Here is a 25,697-nt window from a genome sequence, read left to right on the forward strand (position 1 = left end):
GGCACGTCAGTGCTCAAGTCACGAGCCGCCATCGCCGGCATCGGCGCCACCGAGTTCAGCAAGCGATCCGGCCGGTCGGAGCTACGGCTGGCGGCCGAGGCCGTGTTCGCGGCACTCGACGATGCCGGGGTGGCGCCGGGTGACGTGGACGGGATGGTGACCTTCACCCAGGACACCAACCAGGAGATCGCCGTGGCCCGCGAGATCGGCGCCGGTGAGCTCACCTACTTCTCCAGGGTCGAGTACGGGGGCGGCGCGGCGTGCGGCACGGTGGCCCAGGCCGCCATGGCCGTCGCGACCGGCATGGCCACCACCGTCGTCTGCTATCGGGCGTTCAACGAGCGGTCCGGCCGGAGGTTCGGGCAGCCGGACGCCCGCCTGGGCGGCCAGCCGACCTCGCAGGGGCTGGAGATGAGCTGGCATGTCCCGTTCGGGCTGATGACGCCCGCCGGGTGGGTGGCCATGTTCGCCCAGCGGTACATGCACACCTACGGCGCCACATCAGAGGACTTCGGCCGGGTGGCCGTCGCCATGCGCAGGCACGCCGCCACGAACCCCGCCGCCTGGTTCCACGGCCGGCCCATCACCCTGGCCGAGCACCAGGAGTCCAAGTGGATCGTGGAGCCGCTGCACCTGCTCGACTGCTGCCAGGAGAGCGACGGGGCCGTGGCCCTGGTGGTCACGACCACCGAACGAGCCCGTGACCTGCGCCGCTCCCCGGCCGTGATCACCGCCGCCGCCCAGGGGTCGGGCTCGGGACAGATGATGATGACCAGCTACTACCGCGATGACATGAGCGGCCTGCCGGAGATGGGAGTCGTCGGCCGACGTTTATGGGAAATGTCCGGCCTGACTCCGCAGGACATCCAGACCGCCATCCTGTACGACCACTTCACCCCATTCGTCCTGGCCCAACTGGAGGAGCTGGGCTTCTGCGGCCGGGGAGAGGCTCCCGGCTACCTCCAGGACGGCGGCATCGAGCTCGGCGGCCGCCTGCCCGTCAACCCGAACGGCGGCCAGCTGGGCGAGGCCTACATCCACGGCATGAACGGCATCGCCGAGGCCGTACGCCAGCTGAGAGGCACCTCCGCCAACCAGGTGAGCGGCGTCCGCAACGTCCTGGTGACGGCGGGAACCGGCGTCCCGACCAGCGGTCTGATCCTGTCGGCCGGCTGACGGCGCCTTGGGCGGCTCCGGCCGTCGGCGGGGAAATCACGGGCGGTTCGTCACGCGACCGGACGGCTCACTGGGCTCGCTCCGGTGTGAGCAAGAGGCGGGGCACGGCATCGACGGCGGACAGCGGGACCCGGAAACGGTGCTTCGGAAATGATCACCGGGTTGGCGCGTAGGGCCTACCGACCGTTGCGGCAGGTTCATGGAAGCACCGCGCGCAGCGTCGAAGGCATGCTGGGCTGCCTCGTCCACTGTCGTCTGGTCCGGGGAGTTGTCGTGCAGGCTGTGGTGATCACCATGGTGGCGGTCTTCTTTTGCGGGATGGGGGTGTTCGGGTTGTTCGCACCCGCCGCGCTGATCAGGCCGTTCCGGATGATCGCCGACTCGATCGAGGCGCGCAGTGAGGTCCGGGCGGTGTACGGCGGCTTCGGCGTGGCCGTCGGCGGATTGTTGCTGATGGCGCTTGCCGACGCGGGCGGGATACGCACGGGGGTGGTCATCACCGTCGCCGTGTCCCTGCTGGGCATGGCCTTCGGGCGGCTGGTGGGGCGGGCGCTCGAGCGGCCGGCGTCGTTCTATCCCGTCTGGTGCTACTTCTGGGTAGAGGTCGCCGCCGCAGGCGCGTTGCTGGCGAGCCTTAGGTGACGGCGTCAGGTGATGGGTCCAGGCAGTGGATCGTCAGGTCATGGGTGAGCAGGGCACTGGGCGCGAGGCCGAACATGGCGTGGAACGCGGTGCTCAAGTGGGACGGGCTGGCGAAGTAGCCATCGGCCGCCGCTCGGGTGAGGTTGTGGCCCGCCGCCAGTGCCCGCGCGGCGCGATGCATCTGCGCCCACAGCCGGAAGCGGCGATACGACGTCCCCGTGCCGTCTCTGAACAGCCGCAGGAAGCGAGACTCCGACAATCCCAGCTCGGCGGCCAGCGGGGCGGCGGGCAGCGGCTGGCGGGCGTCGATGAGCCGCTGGGTCGCGGCCGTGATCCGCGGGTCGGCGTACGACGTCCTGGCGTGGCCGGTGGCCTTGGTGATCCAGGCGGCGACCTGCGGGACGGGAGTCTGCGAAGACAACTGCGCCGCCCAGGCGAGCAGGTCGTCCTCGTGCCGGTGCTCGGCAAGGATCTTCTCATGGCCGGTGGTGAAGCAGGTCCGGCACGCCTGGTCGTCCGCCGAGCCGGGGTCGAGGTAGAGGAACACCATGTGGTCGCCGGACGCCGTGAGCTGGTGGCGTACCCGAGGGGCGACGAGCGCGGTGCGCGCCCGCAGTTCGCCACCGGTCATCGGGTGAACGGTGAAGGGCGCGTCCACGCCCACGGCCATGCACGCGACCGCGCCGGAGTGCGGTCCCAGCCGCAGCGACGGTCCGGCGTACAGGGCGCGGCCCGGCCACAACCACACCGTCGCCCCGGCTGTGGCGCGACGGATTGGTGAAAGCGCCGGCATCGAAGTCTCCTGCAGGCTGAGCGGAAAGCCGAGAACGTGTGAAGGAGGATACGGTGCGTTCCGTCGCTCGCATCACGGGGATGCTGCTGTTCGTCGCCGTGGGACTGCTCAACCTCGCGCCGGGAATCGCGGCGCCGGCCGCGCCGGCGGTGGCCGCCGTCCTCACCCGCGCCTGGACCACCCGCCCGCCGACCAGCGGGTGAACGGCTAGTCGTGCTTGGTCGGCCGCGTTTTCCCACGCCGATCACACATGTCTTCCACATTTGACCGGCGAGGACGGCTCCACGCGACCGGGTGATCGTTTCCGGTCACGGCACTAGCCGATGATGAGCGGGATCGCGAAGAACACGATCATCGCGATGGCGACGCAGACCAGGAACCCGACCAGTTCCCACGCCCAGTCGTGGTGCCGGTCCTTGCCAGGGCGTACCCGGGCTCGCGGTATGTCCGGGACGTCCGGGAGGTCCTCGGGTAGGTCGTCCACGATGGGCAGGTCGTCCACGGTCGGCGGAAACGGCAGCGGGGCCGGCAGCCGGTAGATGGGCTCCTTGGCGGCGGTCCTGGGGACGAAGAAGGCGCCCGGTTCCCTGGCCTCGCCCTTGTGCACGAGGATGTCGCCGATGGCGGGCAGTTCCTCGGTGATCGGCTCGTCGTCCAGCACGTCTCCCGGAATGGACGCCGAGAGAGTGAACGGCCGTTCCGGCAAGGGCTGCTCGGCCGGCTCGGCCGGCTGGGCGGGTGCGGGCTTCTCGGCAGCGGGCTGCGGCAGGCGGAACAGCCCATCACGCACCGGCCGCGCGCCGAAGAGGGCATCGTCGGATGGCCGCGCGCTGGGCAGCCGAGGCGTGAAGAACCGCTGTCCCTCAGGAGCCGGGGTCTCGGAAGCCGGACCGGCAGGGGCGGGGCCCTCAAGAGCGGGGCCGGGTCCGAACGGGTCGCGGAGTTTGGGCATCGGTGCCGTGGGTGCCTCGTGCTCCGGCACACGGGACGGCGACGGCGGCGTCAGCAGCTCTGTCGGGAAGATCCCGGTGCTGGTCGCCGCGTCCGCCACAGCCAACGGTTGCGGCCACGTGGGCGGCCCCGGCCAGAGCGGCTTGACGAACATCGGCGCCGCCGTACGACCGGGTGGGACCTGAGGAGCGAAGTGCGAGTGGAGAGAGGCGGGCGGCGGCGGCCAGGGCAGCCGTCCCAGTATGTCGCGCAACGGCGCCACACCGAGCGCCCCGTAGACGTCGGCCACCGGCTTGGTCACGCGGGTTTCTGTGCAGGCCAGGGTGGTGTCGAGCGCCTGCCGGTAACGGTGCGTGGCGCTGGTGGCCAGCTCGTCCGCCGTGTCCGGTGCCACGTCGAGCACCCAGGCCAGCTCGGCGCGGTCCAGCCCGCACACCTCGCACAGCACGAGCACCTCGCGCTGATGCGGGCGCAGCTCCCGCAGGACCCGCTCCACCAGCGCGGACGCCGGGTCGATCAGTGGGTCGACCGCCGGCGGCGCGTAGACGACGTCGCGGCGCTGGATCTCGCGGCGGGCGAACGCGAACAGGGCGGCGCGGGCGGGCGGCGCCCCCTGCCCGCCGGCGTGGGCGGACGTCGAGGCGGTAGCCCCAGAACCGCGGGCGGACGCCCAGGCGTCGGCTGCGGAACCGAGGACGGACACCAGGGCGTCGGCTGCGGAACCGTGGTCTCCGAGCTGGTCTGCGCAGTACGCGAACAGCCCGGCGGCGTAACGGTCGTAGAGCTCCGCGATCAGTTGTGCCCGGGAGGGGTGATCGGTGAGCAGGTCTGTCACGGGGCCGGATCCTCTTGCTGAAATACGGACGCTTGAGGTGGGGGGTGCGGCGTCTGAGTTTGTGGTGTTAATCATGCCAACTTACCCAGGTGCCGCGCACTATCAGAACGGCATTTCGCCTGAAACTTGCAGCTACCTGAAGCGTTTCAGATGGGGCCGAGGGGACAGGGTGTGCTGGATCACCGTAGTCTGGTCGTCCTGAGAGATCATGCGGCGGCCGTAGCAGGGGGGCTGCGGCCCCCGCCACGAACGCGAGAGGTCGCGCGTGATCACATTTGACGACGTCACCAAACGCTATCCGGACGGCACGGTCGCAGTCGATCACCTGAGCCTTGAGGCGCCGACGGGTGAGATCACCGTGTTCGTCGGCCCCTCCGGTTGCGGGAAGACGACGTCCCTCCGAATGATCAACCGGATGATCGACGCCTCAGAGGGGCGGATCCTCCTTGACGGTGAGCCCGTGCAGGGCATCGATCCGCCGACGTTGCGGCGTGGCATCGGCTATGTCATTCAGCAGGCCGGGCTCTTCCCGCACCGGAAGATCGTTGACAACATCGCCACCGTCCCCTATTTGCTCGGCTGGGACCGCAAGAAGGCCCGTGACCGCGCCATGGAGCTGCTCGAACGCGTGGGGCTCGACTCGGCGATGGGCGAGCGTTACCCGTTCCAGCTGTCCGGCGGGCAGCAGCAGCGGGTCGGTGTGGCCAGGGCGCTCGCGGCGGACCCGCCGGTGCTGCTCATGGACGAGCCGTTCAGCGCGGTCGACCCGATCGTCCGCACCAGCCTGCAGGAAGAGCTGCTCAGACTGCAGGCGGAGCTGAACAAGACCATCGTCTTCGTCACCCACGACATCGACGAGGCCATCAAGCTCGGCGACCGGGTGGCCGTCCTGCGCGTGGGCGGCCAGCTGGCGCAGCTGGCCGACCCCAAGACGCTGCTGTCGGAGCCCGCCGACGACTTCGTCCGCGAGTTCCTCGGTCATGACCGGGGCATCAGGCGCCTGCAGTTCATCTCGACGGAGGGTCTGCGCCTGCGCGACGACCTGACCGTGCCCGAGGGCTTCGAGGGGCCCACGGACGAGCCGTGGCTGCTCGTCGTCACCGGGGACGACCGGCCGGTCGGCTGGATCTCGCGCGAGCGGCCCGCCGAGCTGGAGCCGTACGGGACGTTCGTGCTCGGCCGCGACTCGATGCGCTCGGCCCTCGACGCGGCGCTGCTGTCGCCGTCGGGCTGCGCGGTGGCCGTCGACGGGGACGGCAAGGTCGTCGGCGCCGCCACCCGGGAGGCGCTCGACGAGGCACTGGCGGAGGCGGCCGATGGCTGACGGACCTCCCTCCATGTGGGCGATGGCTGACGGACCTCCCTCCATATGGGAGTGGATCGCGCGCAACTGGGACACCGGGCGGGTCGACAGCATCAAGAACCTGCTCGGCGATCACCTGATCATGTCGCTGGTGCCGATCGTCGTCGCGCTGATCGTGGCGCTGCCGCTGGGATTGGCCAGTGTGCGCTGGCGCTGGCTCTACCAGCCGACCACAGGCGTGTTCAACGTCATCTACGCGCTGCCGTCGCTGCCGGTCTTCATGCTGCTCATCCAGTTCAGCGGCCTGTCGAAGACGACCGTGATCGTCCCGCTGACCTTCTACGCCTGCGCCGTGCTCATCCCGTCGGTCGTCGACGGGCTCGGCGCGGTGCCCGAGCACGTGCGGCAGTCGGCCGTCGCGATGGGGTTCACCCCGCTGCGCCGCCTGATACAGGTGGAGCTGCCGATCGCCACGCCCGTCGTGATCGCCGGGCTCCGGGTGGTCGCCGTCTCCAGCATCAGCCTCGTGAGCGTCGGCGCGCTGATCGGGCAGGGCGGCCTGGGCATGCTGTTCACCAGGGCCTATCAGAACCCGTTCGTGCCGCCCGCGCTCGTCGGCATCGTGCTGATCGTGCTGCTGGCCCTTATCGCCGACGGCCTCCTGGTGCTCGCCCAGCGGCTGCTCACGCCCTGGGTCCGGGCTAGGAGGTCCGCGTGAACTGGCTGCTGGAGTTCTTCGGCGACGCCGACAACTGGTCGGGCTCGGCGGGCATCCCCGCGCGGCTGCTCGAACACCTGGAGTTCTCGGTCATGGCGCTGGCCCTGGCCGTGCTGATCGCGATCCCGCTCGGCCTGCTCATCGGGCACACCGGCAAGGGCGGGATCGGCGTGGTGGTCACGGCCAACCTGGCCAGGGCGCTGCCGACGCTGGGGCTGCTGGTGCTGTTCGTGCTGCTGCTCGGCACCGCGTCCATCCTGCCGGTGATCATTCCGCTGGTGCTCCTGGCCATACCGCCGATCCTGGTCAACACCTTCGAAGGCATCAGGGGCGTGGACCCCGAGCTGCGTGACGCCGCCTACGGGATGGGCTTGCGGAGCGGGCAGGTGCTCGGGCGGGTGCTGGTGCCCGTGGCGCTGCCGCTGATCCTCCTGGGGCTCCGGCTGTCGGCCATTCAGGTGGTCGCCACCACCACGATCGCGGCCTACACCGGATTGGGCGGCCTGGGGCGATTCGTTATCGACGGGTTCTCGACTCAGGATTACGCCAGCGTCGTCGGGGGTTCAGTACTGATTGTGTTGTTCGCGCTCGTCGTGCAGGTGCTGTTCACCCTCGTTCGGAGGGTGACGGTCTCCCCAGGGGTGAGCCAGCGGGTCAAGGTCCGCTAATCTCTCCAATACCTGCCGCTAAGGAAGGAAATAACGATGAAACGCATGTTCGGCACCGCGGCGGTGCTGCTGACGGCATCGCTCGCGTTGGCCGCTTGTGGAGGTGGCGGCAGTGGTGGAGGCAACCCGCTCAACACCACGAGCGCGGCGCCCAGCGGTTCGGCCTCCGCGAGTGGCGGCAAGGTCATCATCGGCTCCGCCAACTTCGATGAGAACACCCTGCTGGCCTCGATCTACGCCCAGGCGCTCCAGTCCAAGGGCGTGCAGGTCGAGGAGAAGCCCAACATCGGCACCCGTGAGGTCATCTACGACCAGGTCAAGAGCGGCGGGCTGACCGTCGTGCCCGAGTACAACGGCAACTTGCTGGCCTTCGTCGACAAGGAGACCAAGGCGAAGACCACCGACGAGGTCAACGCCGGACTCAAGGAGAAGCTGCCGCCCGAGCTCGAAGTCCTCGACTCCTCTCCCGCCGAGGACAAGGACACCCTGACGGTCAGCAAGGACACGCAGGCCAAGCAGTCGCTGAACACCATGGACGACCTGGCCAAGGTGTCCAAGACCATGGTCATCGGAGCTCCGGCCGAGTTCAAGAAGCGCTGGGAGGCGGAGCTGAAGTCGGTCTACGGGATCGAGTTCAAGGACTGGAAGGCCACCGGCGCCACGACCGCCGACGCCATCAAGGACGGCACGGTCCAGGTCGGCAACGTGTTCAGCACCGACCCGAAGATCGCCGCCAACAACCTCGTCTCGCTCCAGGACACGAAGAACCTCTTCGCCGCCCAGAACGTGACGCCGCTGGTCAACAAGGCGGCCGTGAACGACACGGTCAAGACCACGCTCAACGCGATCTCGGCCAAGCTCACGACGCAGGCGCTGCTCGACATGATGCAGAAGATCGCCGTCAACAAGGACGAGCCCGCCACGGTGGCCAAGGAATGGCTGACCTCCAACGGTCTCGGCTGACCCGCCCGGCGAGGGTCCCCGCGCTTCGGGGGCTCTCGTCGTGAGCGAGTTCACCGAGGCGATGGCGCAGCTCGCGGCGGGCGTGGCGGTGGTCACCGTGCGCGACGGCCGCGACGACCTGGGCACCACGGTCTCGGCGCTGATGTCGGTCTCGTTGGAGCCGCCGCTGATCCTGGTGAGCCTGGGCAGCGGCGGCTACCTCTGCGAGGTGCTGCTGCGCCAGGACCGCTGGGCGGCCTCGCTCCTGTCGGCCGGGCAGGCCGCGATCGCCAGCCGCTTCGCCACCGCCGGCCGGCCCAGCGCCCGCCACCTGGTGGCGGGCACCGCGCACCATCGCGGCGCCCACTCGGACGCGCTCGTCGTCGAGGGCGGCGTCGCGGCCCTGGAGGCGGAGACCATCCAGGTGGTCCCCGCCGGGGATCACACGCTGTTCGTCGCGCGCGTGCTCGCGGTGCCGTATGTCACGCCCTCGCTCCAGCCGCTGGTCCGGCTCCGCGCCCGCTACCGCCCGATGGGCGGCTCCTGACGAAAGCGCCCACCGGACCTCACGTACGGCGGTCTCAGCGGATCGCGTACCAGCTCGGGAGGGTCAGCGGCCCGGCGGCCGGGAGGCCCAGCTCGGCGGAGAGCCGGGCGAGCGGCCCCCAGGCCTCCAGGCGGACGCGGGCCAGCGCGGCGGCCTTGTCCTCGCTCGACTCCGGGCCCAGCAGCCGCTCCAGCGGGTTGAGCCGCGGATAGACCCGCACGGGCGCCTCCGCGCCCAGGCCCGCGCGCTTCCTGGCCATGCCGAGCGCGTCCTCGAGGCCGCCCAGCTCGTCGACCAGGCCGCAGGAGCGGGCGTCGGAGCCGGTCCAGACGCGACCGCGGGCCAGCTCGTGGGCGCGGTCCCGGGTCAGGCCGCGACCCTCGGCGACCTTGCCCACGAAGTCATCGTAGATACGGTCGAGCCAGGCGTTGACTCGCTCCCACTGCTCGGGGGAGAAGGCACGCGTCGCGGAGAACATGCCCGCGTTGGCGCCCCCGGCCACCAGTTCGGAGTTGACGCCGAGCTTCTCCAGCAGTTCCCGCATCACCGGCTTACCGGCGAACACGCCGATGGAGCCGGTCAGCGTGCCGGGCTGGGCGACGATCACGTCGGCGGCCATCGAGACGAAGTAGCCGCCGGACGCGGCCACGTCGCCCATCGACACGATCACCGGCTTGACCTTGCGGGCCAGCACGACCTCACGCCAGACCGTGTCCGAGGCGACGTACGAGCCGCCGGGGCTGTCCACCCGGAACACGATCGCCTTGACGTGCTCGTCGCGCCGGGCGGCCCGCAGCGCGGCGCTCACCGTGTCGGAGCCCATCGCGCCGCCGCCGCCGAGCGGGCTGCGTCCGCTGCGGCCGGACCTGATCTGCCCGTTGCCGTGGACGAGCGCGATGCCGGCGGCCGTCGGGTGCGGCAGCTTGCGTACGGCCGCGGCCTTGGCGTACCGGGAGACGTACTGCAGGTGCGGGTCGCCGCCCGCGGCCCGCTTGACCTCGTCGTACACCTCGTCGCGGTAGGCCAGCCCGTCGACCAGGCCGGCCTCCAGCGCCTCGGCGCCGATGAAGGGCCCCTGGTCGATCAGCTCGCGCACCTTGGCCGGGTCGAGCCGGCGGCCCTCGGCGATGCCCGCGCCGACCTGCTCGATGACCGACTCGACGATGCGGGTCATCGACTCGCGGTGCGGCTCGGTCATGTGGTCCTGGGTGAACATGTTGGCCGCGGTCTTGTACTCGTGACGCTGGCCGACCTCGTAGTCGACGCCCAGCTTGGCCAGCGTGCCCTTGACGAACCGCTGCTCCAGCGCCACGCCCGTCAGCCCCACGTCGCCGCTCGGCTGCAGGTAGATCCGCTCGAACGCGGTGGCCAGGTAGTAGGGCACGGTGGCGTTGCCGAACTCGCCGAACGTCTCGGCGAAGGCGACCGTCAGCTTGCCCGAGTCCCGGAACTGGGTCACCGCCTGGCGCAGCTCCTGCACCATCGCCAGACCGAGCGGGTTGCCGCCCATCTTCACGACCAGCGCCTTGACCCGGGAGTCCTGCCTGGCCCGCTTGAGGCCCGAGAGCACATCGGCCAGCCGCGTCTTGCGCATGGACAGCACAGCGGAGAGCGGGTCCGCCGGTGGCCCTTCGGTGAGCCCTTCGGTCAGATCGAGCTCGAGTACCAGCGGGGCGGTGCGCCGCTGGCGAAACCTGTCAACGGTATCCAAGATCGCCTTGCCTGCGTCCATAAAAGCCACCCTAAGCGGCAGGAGTCGGTCATGGGTTGACCAAACTCCTGCCGGGGGCCGGTCGGCAGGCTAGGCGGGGGCCGGTCGGCAGGCTAGGCGGGGTTGGGCGGCAGGCTGGGCGAGGGTCAGACGGCCGGCTGGGGCGGCAGGATCGCGCTGGCGAGGTTGATCCGTTCGGTGTTCACCACGGTGAATTCGCTGCTGTAGGAGATGTCCATGCCGGTGTTCTGCAGCTTCGCCACGACCTGGGCGACGCTCAGGCCGGGAAAGGCCTGCTTCATCACCGCGAACCCGCCGGTCACGTGCGGCGCGGCCATCGAGGTGCCGCTCAGCTCCGCGAAGGTGCCACCGGGCACCGACGAGTTGATCCGGACACCGGGCGCGAACACGTCCAGCATCGCGCCGCGGTTGGAGAACGAGGCGATCTGGTCGCTGTCGTCCGTGGCGCCCACCGCGATGGCGCTGGAGACACAGGCCGGCGAGGCGACGCCGTCGTTGCCGGAGTTGCCCGCCGCGACCACGGGCGCGACGCCGAGCGCCCGCAGGGCGTCGAACTGCGCCTTGTGGGTGCCGGCCCGCGGGTCGCTGTCGCACGGCTCGGTGTACATGCGGCCGCCGCCGAGGCTCATGTTCACCGCGGCGATGTGCCGCGCCTTGGCCGCCTTCGCGACGTACTCCAGCGCGAGCTTCTGGTCGGAGGTGTAGCTCAGGAAGCACGGGGTCGCGGGGGCTCCTGCCGCGCCGCAGGCCGTGGCGCTGTTGATGCGGGTGAAGACTTGGATGGGCAGGATGGCCGCGGCCGGGGCCACACCGTTGGACGGAGCGCCCCGCACCATCGCGCCCGCCGCTATGCCGGCCACATGCGAGCCGTGGCGGCACTGGTTGACGCCGTTCACGATGCACAGCGGGGTCTTGGCGTTCGCCGCGCCGAGGCCGGTCTGGCTGGGCTGCCCGTTCGGGCAGAGCGAGACGGCCTCGACGCTCGGGTTCGTGGAGGAGAAGCAGGCTTCGTCGGTGATCCGGCCGGCGAAGAACGGATGGTCCTCGTCGATGCCGGTGTCGAGGATGGCGACCGTGGCGCCCTTGCCGGTCCAGCCCGCCGCGTTGGCCCGATCGGAGCCGATCACCTTGGTGCTCACGTCCAGGAATTTGCTGTTGTCGTCCATGAAGGCCGAGCTCAGCTCGTCCGCGTAGACGGATTTGACGCGGTAGTCGTCCCTGAGCGCGTCCAGGCACGCGTCGTCGAGTTCGGCCACGAAGAAGTTCGGCGACTTCGCCGTCTCGACGATCCGCGCTGCCGCGGAGGCCGCCATGATGTCCCTGGCGACGGCCTCGCCGTCCTGGCCCGGATGGAGCTCGACGATCGAGCGGACGCGCTGCGTCCGCTGCATCTCCGCGACGAGCGCCGGGCTGATGATCGGGCCGCCGGCGCGGCTGTCCGCGCTGCTGGTCTGGGCCGCGACGAGCGCGGCCGAGACCGTGGCGAGCGCGAGCATGCCGGTCAGCAGCGGACGTAGCTTCACTGGTTCCTCCGTGGTGGGGACAGGCGTATTGCCTGCACAGTCCCCACCCGCGAGGAGCGTGATGTCGCTGTTTCCCAAGTGACGTATCTACGCCAGAGAAACCTTTGCCGCTACTTCGGCAGGACGCTCTTCGCCGCCTTCTTCAACGCCGCATTCGTGGATTTGGCGGTGAGTCGTACCTTTTCGGCGGACTTCAAGGTTGTTGTCCCATTGGTTCCGTGGGCCCAGTTCAGCCAGCCCGCCAGCAGGGCGGCGTCCAGTTTCTCCCGGTTGGTCTTCTTAGCCTTCAGCACGCGGTACGCGGTGCCCAGGGATGACGCCTTGGTCAGCTCGGGGAAGACCGTGCTGGCCTTCTGCACCAGGCTCAGATAGCAGGTGAGCGTGGCGTCGGGCAGCTTGCCGGTGCTCCGGTGCAGCTCCACGGCCCACTTCTTGGCCGTCAGGCGGGTGCCGGTCGTGCCGCGCGTACACACCGTGGCGGGAGACTTGGGGGTGACCGTCACGGTCACGGTCACGGTGAGGGTCGGCAGCGGGACCGGCGTCGGGCTCGTCTCCGACGGCTCGGGCGACGGCGTGGGGCCGCTGCTGTCCGACGGGTCGGGCTCGGGGTCGGGGTCGGACGGGTCGGGGTCCTCGGGGGCCGGCGCCGGCGTCTGGCTGATGGGCGGCTGCGGCGCGCCGCCGGTCAGCGCGGCGAGCACGTCCAGGCGCGGCGTGGTGACCTGGGTGCCGTTGGCCTGATAGACGTACGGGCGGCCGCTCGACTTGAGCTTGTCGATCAGCTCGGTCATCGGGGTCTGCGGGGACTGCGCCTTCAGCAGCGCCAGCGCGCCCGCCACGTGCGGAGTCGCCATCGAGGTGCCGCTGTAGACGGCCGTCTGGTTGTCGGGCACCGACGAGTCGATGTCCACGCCCGGCGCGAACAGGTCCACCCCGGCTCCCCGGTTGGAGAAGTCGGCGATCGCGTCGCTGTCGTCGTTCGCGCCCACGGCCACCGTGGAGGTGATGCAGGCGGGGAACGAGGTCCCCTCGAAGTACTCGTTACCGGCGGCGACCACGGTCGCGATGCCCTTGGCCAGCAGGGCGTCGATCTTCGGCTTGAAGACCGTGCCCTCCTCGCCGTCGTCGCAGGAGCCCTCGGACGGCTGGCCGCCCAGGCTCAGGTTCACCGCGGCGATGGGCTGCGTCGAGGCTGCCACATAGTCCAGGGCCAGCCGCAGCGACGACTCGTACGCCAGCAGGCACGACGGCTCGCCGTAGCAGACCGACTCGTCGTTGACCCGGCTGAACACCTGCACCGCGACGATCCCCGCGCCGGGCGCGACGCCGCCGTTGCCCGCCGCGATGCCCGCGACGTGGGAGCCGTGCTCGCACAGGTTCTCGCCGTTGGCCAGGCACTTGGCCGTCATGGCGTCGGCCGCGCCCTTGCCGGTCTGCGTGGTCTGGCCGTTCGGGCACAGCGACTCCACGCCCGCGTCCACCGCGGAGAAGCACGCCTCGTCCACGATCCGGCCGCCGAAGTTCGGGTGGTCCTCGTCGATGCCGGTGTCGAGCACGGCCACCGCCTGGCCGGTGCCGACGAAGCCCTGGGCGTGCGCCCGGTCGGCGCCGATCTGGGTGAGGTTGTTCGCCGCCGTCGGGGGATAGGCGCGATCACGGTGGATCGAGGTGACGCGCCCGTCCGCGGCGAGCGCGGCGAGCTCCTCGGCGGTGCCCTGGACCACCATGAACGGCTGGCTCTCCGGCCGCAGCACGACGTCCACGCTGTCGGCCGCCGCCTGCTTGGCCACCGGCGCGTTCTGCGCCGGGTCGGTCAGCTCGACGATGGCGCGCACGGTGCCGCCGCTGAGCGCCAGGCCGTCTTCGAGCTTCTCCTGGGTCGCGCTCGGCGAGGGTGTCGGGGTAGACGTGGGGTCGTCGGCGAAGGCCGGAGCGGCCGGCACTAAGGCCAGCAGGATCGCGCACACGATCAAGGGGCGAAGTCGCACGATCTCGGAGTTTAGGGGGATTTATCCGGCGCGCACAGGGGTGGAACGCCCTTCTCAGCGAACTCTCACTCACTTCCCAGCGCGTCGTGACGCAGCCACACGGTGCCCAGCGGCGGAACCCGCAGCGTGGCGGAGTGCGGCAGGCCGTGCCAGGGCTCCTCGACGGCCTGGACCTCGCCCATGTTGCCGACCCCGCTGCCCCAGTAGTCGTAGGCGTCGGTGTTGACGATCTCCGTCCACTGCCCGCCGTACGGCAGGCCGAGCCGGTAGTTCTCGTACGGGCCGCCGCTGAAGTTGGCCACGCACGCCACCGCCGACCCGTCGGCCGCGTAGCGGACGAACGAGAAGGTGTTACCCCGCGCGTCGTCGGCGTCGATCCAGCGGAAGCCCTCAGGCGCCGCGTCCTGCTCCCACAGGGCCGGGGTCTCGCGGTAGAGCTGGTTGAGGTCGCGCACCAGCCGTTGTACGCCCGCGTGCCCGTCGAACTCCAGCACCCACCAGTCGAGCCCGCGCTCCTCCGACCACTCCGAGCCCTGGCCGAACTCGCCGCCCATGAACAGCAACTGCTTGCCCGGATGCGCCCACATGAACGCGAACAGGGCCCTGAGCTGGGCGAACCGCTGCCATTCGTCGCCCGGCATCTTGCCCAGCAGCGAGCCCTTGCCGTGCACGACCTCGTCGTGGGACAACGGCAGCACGAAGTTCTCGGAGTAGGCGTACATGAGCGAAAAAGTCATCTGATGGTGGTGGTACTGCCGAAATATCGGCTCATGTCGTAGATAGCTGAGCGTGTCGTGCATCCAGCCCATGTTCCACTTGAAGCCGAACCCGAGCCCGCCCAGATGCACGGGCCGCGACACGCCCGGCCACGCCGTCGACTCCTCCGCCACGGTCGTGATGCCCGGAGACTCCCGGTAGCAGACGGCGTTCATCTCCTTGAGGAACTCCACCGCGTCGAGGTTCTCCCGGCCGCCGTAGATGTTCGGCGTCCACTCGCCCTCGCGCCGCGAGTAGTCGAGATAGAGCATCGAGGCGACCGCGTCGACCCGCAGCCCGTCGATGTGGAACTCCTTCATCCAGTACAGGGCGTTGGCGACCAGGAAGTTACGCACCTCCCGGCGGCCGAAGTCGAAGACGTAGGTCCCCCAGTCGGGGTGCTCGCCACGGGCGGGGTCGGCGTGCTCGTACAGCGGGGTGCCGTCGAAGCGCGCCAGCGCCCAGTCGTCCATCGGGAAGTGCGCGGGCACCCAGTCGAGCAGCACCCCGATCCCGGCCTGGTGCATCCGGTCCACCAGGTGGCGGAACTCGTCGGGCGTCCCGAACCGGGCCGTCGGCGCGTAGTAGGAGGTCACCTGGTAGCCCCACGACCCGCCGAACGGGTGCTCGGCCACCGGCAGCAGCTCCACATGCGTGAAGCCCATGTCCTGGACATAGTCGACGAGCTGCTCGGCCAGCTCCAGATAGGACAGACCAGGCCGCCACGACCCCAGATGCACCTCGTAGACGCTCCCCGGACCCCGCTGCGCGTCCTTCTCGGCGCGCCCGGCCATCCACGACTCGTCGTCCCAGGTGTAGGCCGAGTGCTCGACCACGGAGGCGGTCTGCGGCGGCACCTCGGTCCGCCTGGCCATCGGGTCGGCCTTGTCCCGCCACACGCCGTCGGCGCCGAGGATGTGGAACTTGTACCGCTCGCCCCGCCCCAGCTCGGGGATGAACAGCTCCCACACGCCGGAACGGCCCAGCGAGCGCATCGGGTAGGCGGTGCCGTCCCAGTGGTTGAAGTCGCCGACGACCCGGACGCCGCGCGCGTTCGGCGCCCAGACGGCGAACGCGGTGCCGTCGACGTCCTCGTGCCGCATCACGCGCGCGCCGAGCACCTCCCACAGCCGCTCGTGGCGGCCCTCACCGATGAGGTGCAGGTCCACCTCGCCCAGCGTGGGCCAGTGGCGGTAGGGATCACGGGCCTGGTACGGCTCGGCGCCGGCGTACTGGACGCTGAAGGAGTAGGAGGGCACCTTGTCGAGCCCCTTGACGGTGATCTCGAAGACCCCGTGGGCCGTGTGCTTGAGATCGTGGGCCGTCCCGTCGTCCAGGACCACGCGCACCCGCTCGGCCAGCGGACGCAGCGTACGGAAGGTGACACCGCCCTCGACGGGATGTGCTCCCAGCACGGAATGCGGATCGTGGTGTGCTCCGCCCGCGAGTCGGTCGAGCTCTGTCCTCATCGGCATGCTCCCACCCTGCCCTACGTCAGTCCTACAACCCAGGCACTGCCCGCATTCACGTAGACAATCACCGAAAGTGCGAAATCTTGGGTTTATCGCGAGCCAGCGACGGGAGTAAATGCCCGCTTTGCGATGGGTTCCGGATGATCTGCGGGGGTGACCCCGGCGACCGGCGCCGGCGTCAAGAGGGGTCGGTCACGGTGGCCCGCCGCCGGTCGAGCGCCGTCCGCACCGAGGCCGCGATCCGGTCGACATCGCCGCGTTCCGCCTCGGGCAGCGGGGCGCCCACCGACGCCCTGAGTGCGCCGGCGGTGTCCAGCAGCCCGGCCGCCTCCTCGTGATGGCCGCCGAGCGCGCGGGCGCCCGCCAAGCCCTCCAGGGCGAGCGCGATCGCGCGCGGATCGTTCACCCGCCGCGCCACCGCCAGCCCTTCTCGCTGCCACTCCAGCGCGGCCACCACGTCCCCGCGCCGCTCGGCGACGAACCCCAGCTCGGCCAGGATCAGCGCCGCCCCCGGCTCGCCCGCCACCTCGCGTACCCAGTCCAACCAGCGGCGCAGCAGCCGTTCCGCCTCATCGAGCCGCCCCTGCCGCCGGGCGACCAAGGCCAGCCCGACCTCGGCGAACTCCTCCAACGGCACATCCGACCGGGCCACGGCCAGCTGCCGGGCCCGCTCGTGCAGCTCCCGCGCCCCGTCGAGGTCCCCGGTCAGCAGCGCCACCCGGCCCAGCCTGGACAGCGCGCCGGACACCTCGCTCCACAGTCCGAGCTCCTCGGCGCCACGCAGCCCGTCGCGCCGCAGGTCGGCGGCCCGTTCGTAGTCGCCGGTAATCTCGGCCAGCGTGCCGAGGTTCTCGGCCGCCCGCATCTCGCCCCACCGGTCGCCCACCTCGCGGAACAGCTCAAGGCCCCGCTCCCCGTCCTGCCGCAGCGCCGCCAGATCGCCGCGCAGCAGCGCCCGCCTGGCCCGCAGGCTCAGGGCCGCCGCCGTGCCCCACCGGTCGGCCAAGGCGAGGAAGGACTCCAGGGCGCTGTCCAGCAACGCGTCGGTGACCACCGGGTCGTCATAGCCGTACAGCGTGAAGGCCAAGAACCACTGCGCCCTGGCCCGGCGCGCCGGATCCGCGATCGCGGCCGGCAGTCGCTCCACACCGGGAGCCCGCCCCTGCCCGGACAGCATCCGCAGCCCGGCCAGCCAGACCCGGGCCTGCGCGTCGTCGGCGACGGCCAGCACCCCCTCCAGGGTCCGCCGCCCCTCGCCGAGCCTGCCGCGCAGCACCCAGTACCAGGCCAGCGCGTTCACCAGCCGGACCGCCTCGTCCGTGGCGCCGAGCCGGAGCGAGGTCTCGATCGCGGCGCGCAGGTTGGCCGCGTCGGCGTCGAGGAGCGCGAGCCAGTGCCGCTGCTCGGGTCCGCGCAGACCAGGATCGGCGCGTTCGGCGAGGTCTGCGTGGTGGCGGGCGTGCCTCAGCCGGACCGCCTCCGTCTCACCCGCTTCGGACAGCCGTTCCAGGCTGTACGCGGCCACCGACTCCAGCAGCCGGTACCTGCCGCCGGGGGTCCGTACCACCAGCGACCTGTCCACCAGCCTGGCCAGCAGGTCGAGCACGTCCAGGCCCGGTTCGGCGCAGATCGCCTCAGCGGCTTCGAGCGTGCAGCCGTCGGCGTGCACGGCCAGGCGCCGCAGCACGACCCGCTCGCCGCTGGTCAGCAGCTCCCAGCTCCAGTCGATCATCGCCCGCAGTGTCCGCTGCCGCGCGGGAGCGCCCCGATGCCCAGTGGCGAGTACCCGGAACCGGTCGTCGAGCCGGGCGGCGAGCAGGCGCGGAGTGAGCGCCCGCAGCCGGGTGGCGGCCAGCTCCAGCGCCAGCGGGATCCCGTCGAGCCGCGCGCAGATCTCCGCCACCCCGTCGTCGCCCGGCCCGATACCCGCCCGGGTGGCGAGCAGCCGCGCGGCGGCCTCCGGCCCGAGTGGCGGCACGCTCCACAGGACCTCGCCGGGCACGCGCAGCGACTCCTGGCTGGTCGCCAGCACGCGCAGCTCGGGCGCGGCCCGCAGCAGCCGCTCGGCCAGCTCGGCGACCTGTTCGACCACGTGCTCGCAGTTGTCGAGGACGAGCAGCGTCGGGCTGGTACGCAGCGCGGCGGCGAGCCGGTCGACCACGGATCCGGGCAGATCATCCCTGACCCCCAGCACCCTCGCCACCACCTCGGCCACCACGCCCTCAGCGGGAGATGCGGACGATGTGGCCGAGGCCAGCTCGACCAGCCACACCCCGCCGGGGAACGGCCGGCCGGGCTCGGCCGCCGCCTCCAGGGCGAGCCGGGTCTTACCGACCCCGCCCGGCCCGGTCAGCGTGACGAGCCGCCCGGCCCCCAACAGCGACCGCACCTCGGCCACTTCCGCGTCCCGGCCGATCAGCTCGGTCAGCGGCGCGGGCAGATTCGTCCCCGGCGGACCGGCGAGCGCTCCGGGCCCACCGGAGTCCCCCAACCCTCCCAAAGGCGCGGGCGGATGGGGGTGCGGCGGGTCCACGGGTGGTGCGGGTGGACGGAGGTGCGGCGGGCCCGCGTGTGGTGCGGGCAAGCGGGAGCGCGTCCGGTCCATGAGGGGCGTGGGTGGGTCGAGGGCTGGGTCCTGGCGGAGGATCGCCGCGTGCAGCGCCGTGAGTTCGGGCGCCGGGTCGATGCCCAGCTCCTCCGCCAGCAGTCCGCGCAGCTGCCCATAACCGGCCAGAGCCTCGCTCTGCCGCCCCGCCCGGTACAGCGCCCGCAGGTGCGCGGCCCGCAGCCGCTCCCGCAGCGGGTGCCCGGCCACCAGCTCGGCCAGTTCGGCCGCCAGCGCCCCATGGTCGCCCAGCTCCAGCCGCGTCTCGGCCAGCTCCTCCAGCGCGACCAGCCGCTGCTCCTCCAGCCGGGCCGCGGCCGCCCTGGCGAAGTCGCCGAACTCGGCGTAGGGAGCCCCCCGCCACAGGCCGAGCGCCTCGGTCAGCAGCGCCTGCCGTACCCGCGCGTCGTCGCTCTGCCCGGCACGGGCGAGCAGGGACCGGAACAGGCCCGCGTCCACCGCCTCCGCGTCCACCGCGAGCAGGTACCCCGGCGGCCGGTAGGCCACCAGTGAGCGGTCGCCGAGCGCCCGGCGCAGCTGGGAGACCTTGACCCGGAGCGCGGCCGGCGCGTCGGCGGGCGGGCGGTCGCCCCACAGGTCCTCGATGAGCCGGTCGGTGGAGACCGGCCGGCCCCGGTGCGCCAGCAGGTCGGCGAGCAACGCCCGGACCTTGGCCTCGGGTACCTGGACCGGCTGCCCGTCCGGCGTCCACACCGACAGGGGGCCCAGCACCCCGAATCTCATCAGCCCCCCATAACAAACTCCGAACCCGACCATAACCCCCGGCCAGCAGTGTGGAAGCCGTCAACGGAAAGGACTGCTCAGCATGCGTATCTCTATCCTCGGCCTGGGCCTCATGGGCCAGGCCCTGGCCCGGACCCTTGTCGGGGCCGGTCATAGCGTCACCGTGTGGAACCGTACGGAAGGCAAGGCAGACGGCCTGGGCGCCACCAGCGTGGCGACCGCGGCGGAGGCGATCGAGGCCAGCCCGCTGGTGATCGTCTGCGTGCTCGACTACGCGGCCGTGCGGGAGCTCCTCGGCTCGGTACGGCTGGACGACCGGGTCCTGCTGAACCTCACCAACGGCCGGCCCGCAGAGGCCCGCGACATGGTGGAGTGGGTGGCCGCGCGCGGCGGCGACTACCTGGACGGCGGCATCATGGCCGTGCCCCAGATGATCGGCACGCCCGGCGCGCTGATCCTCTACAGCGGCTCGCCGACCGCCTTCGAGCGCTACGAGGAGGCGTTGGGCGCGCTGGCCGGGCCCCGCTACCTGGGGGCGGACGCGGGGCTCGCGCCGCTGTACGACCTGGCCATGCTCACCGGCATGTACGGCCAGATCGCCGGGTTCCTGGAGGCGGCGGCGCTGATCGCCTCGGAGAAGCGGCCGGTGGCGGAGTTCACCACGGAGCTGCTGGTGCCGTGGCTGACCGCGATGGCCGGGCAGCAGCCCCGGATGGCGGCGGACATCGAGGCGGGCGCCTACGTGACAAACGTCTCCAACCTGGAGATCAACCAGGTGGGCATGGTCAACCTGATCCGCGCCTTCGAGGAACAGGGGGTGAAGCCGGACCTGCTGCTGCCCATGAGGGACGTCCTCGACCGGCGGGTGGCGGCCGGCCACGGCGCCGAGGGCCTGTCGAGCCTGATCGAAGAGCTGCGTTAGCGGGACGTCAGCGGCGGAAGGCGGCCAGGGGGATGCGGATCCATGAGGGCCGGTTGCGGGCCTCGTAGACCACCTCGTACACCGCCTTCGACAGCTCGAACGCGCGCAACAGCGCCGCGTCCGCCGAGGTGATCACCCCGCCGCCCTCGGTATAGCCCTCCAGGAAGGCGGCCCTGTTGCGGTCGGCCCACTCGGCGGCCCGCTCCTCCAGCGTCTCGGGCTGCGAGTGGTCGGCCAGCAGGTGCCGGGCCGCGTAGTCGAACGAGCGGAGCATCCCGGCCACGTCACGCAGCGGGGACGACAGGGCCCGGCGTTCGGCCAGGGGCTGGCCCGGCTCGCCCTCGAAGTCGAGCACCACCCAGCCGGTCGCGATACGCATCACCTGGCCCAGGTGGTAGTCGCCGTGCACCCGCTGCACGGGCACCTCGACGGTCAGGTCCTCCACCGCGTGATAGGCGGTCTCCAGGGTGTCGACGTGCTCGCGCAGCTCCGGCACCTCGCCCACGGCCCGGCCCAGCCGCCGCCGGAAACCCTCGGCCATTCGCTTGACCTCGTGCACCTCGACCAGGTCCGTGGGGAAGGCGGTGGCCAGCTCGTGATGGACGTGGGCGGTGGCCACGCCGAGCCGGTGCGCCTCGGCGGCGAAGTCGCCCCCGACCTCGCCCGCCGACAGCTCGGGCATCGAGCCGTACAGGTCCCGCACGCTGGCCAGAGCCAGGTCCCAGCCGTCGTTGGCGTTGGAGAGGTATTCCTGCATGATGGCCAGCGTCGTGGCGGTGCCGTCGAGGTCGGTCTCGATCCAGCCGTAGGGCTTGGCGATGTGCGGGGACTCGAGGGCGTCCAGCGCGGTGACGATCTCCAGCTCCGGGTTCACGCCGGGGATCAGGCGGCGGAAGAACTTGCAGATGTAGGCGTCCCCGTACACCAGGGAGGTGTTGGACTGCTCGGCGCCGAGCACCAGGCTGCGCGGTGAGGTGTCGATGGTGACGCCGGGCAGGTGGCGGAAGCGCACGGTGTCCCAGCCGCAGCCCTCGGCCATGCACTCCAGGACCCAGTGGGTCAGGGCTTGGTCGTGGACGGCGTCGTAGACGTACCACTCGGGATGGTCGGGGCCGCCTTCGAAGGCGTAGGGGCCGTGCGTGCCGATCAGCGCGTGTTTCAGCCGGTCGGGCAGCTCGGTCCGCATACCGAGCAGGATCTGGTAGCGGTCTCTCGACGCTCCCTGCCAGACGGACACGATCAGGTGGCGGAGGCCGGGGTCGTCGGCGTCGATCACGACGTCCGACTCGATCGACAGTGAGTCGATCGCGCGCCCCTTGCCGCCGAACCATCGTTGGCGACTGATCCATGCGGCAAGGAGCTCGTCAAGCACGTCTTACTCCTCCTGGGTGATGGCCGGTGGGAGTGTGAACCAATAGAACCCATGCCCGGGAAGCGTCAAAAGATACGGAAGTTCGCCAATTGCCGGGAATGGAACTCCACCCATCGTCTCAACGGGTGAGACGCCGACGAATCTGCGCAGGTCCAGCTCGACTGGCTGGGGGAAGCGCGAGAGGTTGTTGACGCACAGCATCCGGTCGTCGCCCAGCTCGCGGACGAACGCCAGCACGCTCGGGTTGGAGGAGTTGAGCTCGGTGAACTCACCCAGGCCGAACACCGGGTGCCGCTTGCGAATCTCGATCATGCGCTTGGTCCAGTGGAGCAGCGAGCCGCCGTTCTTCTGGTGCGCCTCGACGTTGAGCCCCTGGTAGCCGTAGATCGGGTCCATGATGACCGGCAGGTAGAGCCGCCCCGGGTCGCAGTCGGAGAACCCGGCGTTGCGGTCGGGGTCCCACTGCATGGGCGTGCGTACGCCGTCGCGGTCGCCGAGCCAGATGTTGTCGCCCATGCCGATCTCGTCGCCGTAGTAGAGCACCGGCGAGCCGGGCAGCGACAGGAGCAGCGCGGTGAACAGCTCGATCTGGTTGCGGTCGTTCTCCAGCAGGGGCGCCAGGCGCCGCCGGATGCCGACGTTGGCCCGCATGCGCGGGTCCTTGGCGTACTCGGTGTACATGTAGTCGCGTTCCTCGTCCGTGACCATCTCGAGCGTCAGCTCATCGTGGTTGCGGAGGAAGATCCCCCACTGGCAATGTTCCGGAATCTTGGGGGTTTGGGCCAAGATTTCGGAAATGGGGTAGCGCGACTCCCTGCGTACGGCCATGAAGATGCGCGGCATCAGCGGGAAGTGGAACGCCATGTGGCACTCGTCGCCCCCGCCCACCGGGTCGCCGAAGTACTCGACCACGTCGGAGGGCCACTGGTTGGCCTCGGCGAGCAGCACCCGGTCGTTGTAGAGCCGGTCGACCTCCTTGCGGATCCGCTTGAGGTAGTCGTGCGTGCGCGGCAGGTTCTCGCAGTTGGTGCCCTCCTCCTCGAAGAGGTACGGCACGGCGTCGAGGCGGAACCCGTCGATGCCCAGGTCGAGCCAGAAGCGCAGCACCTCCAGCATCGCGTCCTGCACGGCCGGGTTCTCGTAGTTGAGGTCCGGCTGGTGGTGGAAGAAGCGATGCCAGTAGTACTGGCCGCGAACCTGGTCATAGGTCCAGTTGGACGTCTCGGTGTCGATGAAGATGATCCGGGCGTCGGGATAGCTGCTGTCGTTGTCCGACCAGACGTAGAAGTCGCCGAACGGCCCCTCCGGGTCATGGCGCGCGGCCTGGAACCAGGGGTGGGCGTCGCTCGTGTGGTTCATCACCAGGTCGGCGATGACCCGCATGCCGCGTTTGTGGGCCTCGTCGACGAGCTTCACGAAGTCTCCGAGATCGCCGAACTCCGGCAGGATCTTCATGAAGTCGGCGATGTCGTAGCCGCCGTCGCGCAGCGGTGACTCATACAGCGGCAACAGCCACAGGCAGTCCACGCCGAGCCACTGGAGATAGTCGAGCTTGCTGATCAGGCCCTTGATGTCACCGGTGCCGTCGCCGTTGGAATCGGCGAAGCCCCTGATCAGAACCTCGTAGAAGACCGCGCGCTTGTACCAGTAGGGGTCGCGCGGCTTCTCCTCGTCGAAGGGGTTGGGAATGGGTGTGGAGCTCATGAGCACTCCCTTGGGCTCATGAAGGAGGCGCTTTCACACACGTTGAAGACTCCCCGCTGAATTCTGTGTTCTACCGTGGCGCGGCTCGTACGGTGAAGATGTGGGCTGGCTGGATGTGGGGGTCGAGGCGAACGTAGTTGTTCTGCCGCCAACGATACGACTCGCCCGACAGCTCGTCGTCGACGACGAACTCGGCATTCCAGTCGAGGCCGAGGGCCGGCATGTCCAGTTCGACCGCCGCCTCGTGGGTGTGGTGTGGGTCGAGATTGACAACCGCCAGGACGACATCGCCCAGCCCGTGCCGTCGTGTGGCGGGGTCATAGGCGCCCGGCAGGCGCTTGGAGAAGCACACCAAGTCCGGTTGGTCGACCCGGTGGAACCGTAGATTACGCAACTCCTGCAGCGCCGGATGTGCTCTTCGGAACAAATTCAGGTGCGTGATGAAGGGCGCCAGGCTCCACCCTGCCCGCTCTGCCTCCACCCAGTCCCGCGGTTTGTACTGATATTTCTCACTATCGAGATATTCCTCACTACCCGGACGGACAGGGACATTCTCCCCAAGCTCGTACCCGGAATAGACGCCCCAGGTGGGTGAGGCGAGCGCGGCGAGCACGGCACGGATCCGGAAAGCAGGATTTCCTCCGTGTTGCAGGTATTCGTGAAGAATATCCGGTGTGTTAACGAACACATTGGGCCGCAGGAAGTACGACGTCTCCCCGGACAGCTCGGCGAGGTAGGTCTCCACGTCGTGCTTGGAGTTCTTCCACGTGAAGTACGTGTAGGACTGGTGGAAGCCCACCTTGGCCAGCGTCTGCAGCATCGCCGGGCGGGTGAACGCCTCGGCCAGGAAGATCACGTCCGGGTCGGTCGCGTGGATGTCGGTCAGCAGCCGCTCCCAGAACCCCACCGGCTTGGTGTGCGGGTTGTCCACCCGGAAGATCCGTACGCCGTAGTCCATCCAGTGCCGCAGGACCCGTCTCACCTCGGTGTAGATGCCCTCGGGGTCCTTGTCGAAGTTGACCGGGTAGATGTCCTGGTACTTCTTCGGCGGGTTCTCGGCGTAGGCGATCGTGCCGTCGGCCCTGATCGTGAACCACTCCGGGTGCTCCTTGACCCACGGATGGTCGGGGGAGCACTGCAACGCGAAGTCGAGCGCGACCTCCATGCCCAGCTCGCGGGTGCGGGCGGTGAACTCGGCGAAGTCCTCAATCGTCCCCAGGTCGGGATGGATCGCGTCGTGGCCGCCGTCGACGGAGCCGATCGCCCAGGGCGATCCCGGCTCGTCGGGCTCGGGGCTCAGGGTGTTGTTGCGCCCCTTGCGGAAGGTGTGGCCGATGGGGTGGATGGGCGGCAGGTAGACGACGTCGAAGCCCATCTTGGCGATCGCGGGCAGACGCTTGGCCGCGGTCTGGAAATTTCCGGACTTGGAGACGCCGGACTCGTTGACGACCGCGCCCTCGGACCTGGGGAAGAACTCATACCACGAGCCGTACAGGGCCCGGCGCCGGTCCACCCTGATCGTCCGCGGCCGGGCCCTGGTCACCAGGGCGCGCAGCGGGTGCGCCGCCAGCAGCGCCGCCGTCTCCGGCAACTGCGCGATGGACAGCCGGGCCCTGGGGTCGAGCTGCTCGTCGCGGAGCGTGGCGGCGACGGCCAGCAGCGCGGCGCGGTGACCGCACGTGCTGTCGCCGTTGCCGTTGCCGTTGACCTTGCCGTTGACCTTGGCGGATGGCTTGGTCGCCGACGACGTGGTCGTCCGGCCGGTCCTGGTGTGGGCCGCGGGATGCCCGTTCCCATGGCTGGGCTCGGGACAGTCTGCCTGCCGTACGGCCTTGGCGGCGCGCTCGAACAGCCGGGCGCCCTCCTCGCACATGAGATCGCTGTCCATGCCCCGCGGGATCTTGATCTCCGCGTCGTGCAGCCAGGTAGCGATGGGGTCGCTCCACGCCTCCACCCTGAACAGCCAGTCACCCTCGGCCGGCAGGCACACGTCGAGGCCCCACCTGTCGGTGCCCGGCGCGAGCTCGCGCATCGGTCTCAGGCGGCCTCGCTGCCCATCGGGCGTGGTGAGCACAACGCCCGCGGCCACGGCGTCGTGGCCTTCTCTGAACACGGTCGCCGAGACCTGAAAGGTCTCGCCGGCGACCGCCTTGGCGGGCCACTGCCCGCAGTCGACGACGGGGGAGATGTCCGTGATGGGAATTCGTCCGATCATCGCATTTCAAGGTTGCGACGGCACGCTCGGTACCGCCGGAGGCTTCCGTGGTAGGAACGATCCTTGCATGTAAATTGTGGGCAGCAGTG

Annotated in this window: 19 protein-coding genes; 9 read left to right on the top strand and 10 right to left on the bottom strand. The window is 70.2% G+C overall.

Features of this window, described 5'->3' with window-relative positions; all coding sequences use genetic code 11:
- The first annotated feature begins 9 nt into the window (after nt 1-9).
- Nucleotides 10-1,176 carry a lipid-transfer protein gene (locus tag AB0H88_RS11995; protein ID WP_357643431.1) on the top strand — a complete coding sequence of 389 codons (1,167 nt, stop codon included), beginning with the start codon at nt 10-12 and terminating at the stop codon, nt 1,174-1,176.
- Between the two features lie 150 nt (nt 1,177-1,326).
- The gene (locus tag AB0H88_RS12000; protein ID WP_357643433.1) at nt 1,327-1,818 is read left to right on the top strand and encodes a DUF4345 domain-containing protein; all 492 of its coding nucleotides are present in this window, start codon (nt 1,327-1,329) and stop codon (nt 1,816-1,818) included.
- On the opposite strand, the gene AB0H88_RS12005 is transcribed toward AB0H88_RS12000, so the two are convergent.
- Nucleotides 1,811-2,611 (bottom strand): helix-turn-helix domain-containing protein, encoded by an 801-nt coding sequence (locus AB0H88_RS12005; protein ID WP_357643435.1) that lies wholly within the window; start codon nt 2,609-2,611, stop codon nt 1,811-1,813. The genes AB0H88_RS12000 and AB0H88_RS12005 overlap by 8 nt on opposite strands.
- A gap of 53 nt (nt 2,612-2,664) precedes the next feature.
- On the opposite strand from AB0H88_RS12005, the gene AB0H88_RS12010 reads away from it, so the two are divergent.
- Complete coding sequence (locus AB0H88_RS12010) at nt 2,665-2,814, top strand: hypothetical protein (protein ID WP_357643437.1); 150 nt, start codon at nt 2,665-2,667, stop codon at nt 2,812-2,814.
- Between the two features lie 113 nt (nt 2,815-2,927).
- Here the strand turns inward: AB0H88_RS12010 and AB0H88_RS12015 are convergent, their stop codons facing one another.
- A complete protein-coding gene (locus AB0H88_RS12015) occupies nt 2,928-4,397 on the bottom strand; it encodes a hypothetical protein (protein WP_357643438.1) in 1,470 nt (489 codons plus the stop codon).
- A 265-nt stretch (nt 4,398-4,662) separates the two neighbouring features.
- Here AB0H88_RS12015 and AB0H88_RS12020 point away from each other — a divergent pair, with 265 nt between their 5' ends.
- From AB0H88_RS12020 to AB0H88_RS12040, 5 genes are read left to right on the top strand one after another with little or no spacing between them, the layout of a single operon-like run.
- On the top strand, nt 4,663-5,721 hold the full coding sequence (locus tag AB0H88_RS12020) for an ATP-binding cassette domain-containing protein (protein ID WP_357643440.1): 1,059 nt from the start codon (nt 4,663-4,665) through the stop codon (nt 5,719-5,721).
- Between the two features lie 22 nt (nt 5,722-5,743).
- Complete coding sequence (locus AB0H88_RS12025) at nt 5,744-6,418, top strand: ABC transporter permease (protein WP_357643442.1); 675 nt, start codon at nt 5,744-5,746, stop codon at nt 6,416-6,418.
- Nucleotides 6,415-7,086 carry an ABC transporter permease subunit gene (locus tag AB0H88_RS12030; RefSeq protein ID WP_357643444.1) on the top strand — a complete coding sequence of 224 codons (672 nt, stop codon included), beginning with the start codon at nt 6,415-6,417 and terminating at the stop codon, nt 7,084-7,086. The genes AB0H88_RS12025 and AB0H88_RS12030 overlap by 4 nt, the downstream gene beginning before the upstream one ends.
- Before the next feature lie 36 nt (nt 7,087-7,122).
- The gene (locus AB0H88_RS12035; protein ID WP_357643446.1) at nt 7,123-8,049 is read left to right on the top strand and encodes an ABC transporter substrate-binding protein; all 927 of its coding nucleotides are present in this window, start codon (nt 7,123-7,125) and stop codon (nt 8,047-8,049) included.
- A 40-nt stretch (nt 8,050-8,089) separates the two neighbouring features.
- Nucleotides 8,090-8,575, top strand: a complete 486-nt coding sequence (locus tag AB0H88_RS12040) for a flavin reductase family protein (RefSeq protein ID WP_357643448.1) — start codon at nt 8,090-8,092, stop codon at nt 8,573-8,575.
- A 34-nt stretch (nt 8,576-8,609) separates the two neighbouring features.
- On the opposite strand, the gene sppA is transcribed toward AB0H88_RS12040, so the two are convergent.
- The 5 genes from sppA to AB0H88_RS12065 form a co-directional block, all read right to left on the bottom strand.
- Nucleotides 8,610-10,307, bottom strand: a complete 1,698-nt coding sequence (gene sppA / locus AB0H88_RS12045; protein ID WP_357643450.1) for a signal peptide peptidase SppA — start codon at nt 10,305-10,307, stop codon at nt 8,610-8,612.
- A 125-nt stretch (nt 10,308-10,432) separates the two neighbouring features.
- The gene (locus AB0H88_RS12050; protein ID WP_357643452.1) at nt 10,433-11,830 is read right to left on the bottom strand and encodes a S8 family serine peptidase; all 1,398 of its coding nucleotides are present in this window, start codon (nt 11,828-11,830) and stop codon (nt 10,433-10,435) included.
- Between the two features lie 110 nt (nt 11,831-11,940).
- Nucleotides 11,941-13,818, bottom strand: coding sequence for a S8 family serine peptidase (locus tag AB0H88_RS12055; protein WP_357643454.1), 1,878 nt, complete (start codon nt 13,816-13,818; stop codon nt 11,941-11,943).
- A gap of 65 nt (nt 13,819-13,883) precedes the next feature.
- Nucleotides 13,884-16,043 (bottom strand): 1,4-alpha-glucan branching protein GlgB, encoded by a 2,160-nt coding sequence (glgB, locus tag AB0H88_RS12060; protein ID WP_357644752.1) that lies wholly within the window; start codon nt 16,041-16,043, stop codon nt 13,884-13,886.
- A 181-nt stretch (nt 16,044-16,224) separates the two neighbouring features.
- On the bottom strand, nt 16,225-19,395 hold the full coding sequence (locus AB0H88_RS12065) for a BTAD domain-containing putative transcriptional regulator (protein WP_357643455.1): 3,171 nt from the start codon (nt 19,393-19,395) through the stop codon (nt 16,225-16,227).
- Nucleotides 19,396-19,477: 82 nt separating this feature from the next.
- Here AB0H88_RS12065 and AB0H88_RS12070 point away from each other — a divergent pair, with 82 nt between their 5' ends.
- A complete protein-coding gene (locus AB0H88_RS12070) occupies nt 19,478-20,317 on the top strand; it encodes an NAD(P)-binding domain-containing protein (protein WP_357643457.1) in 840 nt (279 codons plus the stop codon).
- 7 nt (nt 20,318-20,324) lie between these two features.
- On the opposite strand, the gene AB0H88_RS12075 is transcribed toward AB0H88_RS12070, so the two are convergent.
- The 3 genes from AB0H88_RS12075 to AB0H88_RS12085 all read right to left on the bottom strand — a co-directional run bounded on the left by AB0H88_RS12075 (nt 20,325) and on the right by AB0H88_RS12085 (nt 25,608).
- Nucleotides 20,325-21,689 (bottom strand): aminoglycoside phosphotransferase, encoded by a 1,365-nt coding sequence (locus AB0H88_RS12075; RefSeq protein ID WP_357643459.1) that lies wholly within the window; start codon nt 21,687-21,689, stop codon nt 20,325-20,327.
- Nucleotides 21,690-21,692: 3 nt separating this feature from the next.
- Nucleotides 21,693-23,393, bottom strand: coding sequence for a maltose alpha-D-glucosyltransferase (treS, locus tag AB0H88_RS12080; RefSeq protein WP_357643461.1), 1,701 nt, complete (start codon nt 23,391-23,393; stop codon nt 21,693-21,695).
- Between the two features lie 70 nt (nt 23,394-23,463).
- Nucleotides 23,464-25,608, bottom strand: coding sequence for an alpha-1,4-glucan--maltose-1-phosphate maltosyltransferase (locus tag AB0H88_RS12085; RefSeq protein ID WP_357643463.1), 2,145 nt, complete (start codon nt 25,606-25,608; stop codon nt 23,464-23,466).
- Between the last annotated feature and the right edge of the window lie 89 nt (nt 25,609-25,697).

The organism is Nonomuraea sp. NPDC050680, from assembly GCF_040654555.1.
Taxonomy (GTDB): Bacteria; Actinomycetota; Actinomycetes; order Streptosporangiales; family Streptosporangiaceae; genus Nonomuraea.

Coding starts and splice junctions, on each gene's coding strand:
- AB0H88_RS12005 (WP_357643435.1), bottom strand. CDS start 2,611: ATGCCGGCGCTTTCACCAATCCGTCGCGCCACAGCCGGGGCGACGGTG.
- AB0H88_RS12065 (WP_357643455.1), bottom strand. CDS start 19,395: ATGAGATTCGGGGTGCTGGGCCCCCTGTCGGTGTGGACGCCGGACGGG.
- sppA (WP_357643450.1), bottom strand. CDS start 10,307: ATGGACGCAGGCAAGGCGATCTTGGATACCGTTGACAGGTTTCGCCAG.
- AB0H88_RS12025 (WP_357643442.1), top strand. CDS start 5,744: ATGGCTGACGGACCTCCCTCCATATGGGAGTGGATCGCGCGCAACTGG.
- AB0H88_RS12085 (WP_357643463.1), bottom strand. CDS start 25,608: ATGATCGGACGAATTCCCATCACGGACATCTCCCCCGTCGTCGACTGC.
- AB0H88_RS12000 (WP_357643433.1), top strand. CDS start 1,327: ATGATCACCGGGTTGGCGCGTAGGGCCTACCGACCGTTGCGGCAGGTT.
- treS (WP_357643461.1), bottom strand. CDS start 23,393: ATGAGCTCCACACCCATTCCCAACCCCTTCGACGAGGAGAAGCCGCGC.
- AB0H88_RS12035 (WP_357643446.1), top strand. CDS start 7,123: ATGAAACGCATGTTCGGCACCGCGGCGGTGCTGCTGACGGCATCGCTC.
- AB0H88_RS12070 (WP_357643457.1), top strand. CDS start 19,478: ATGCGTATCTCTATCCTCGGCCTGGGCCTCATGGGCCAGGCCCTGGCC.
- glgB (WP_357644752.1), bottom strand. CDS start 16,043: ATGAGGACAGAGCTCGACCGACTCGCGGGCGGAGCACACCACGATCCG.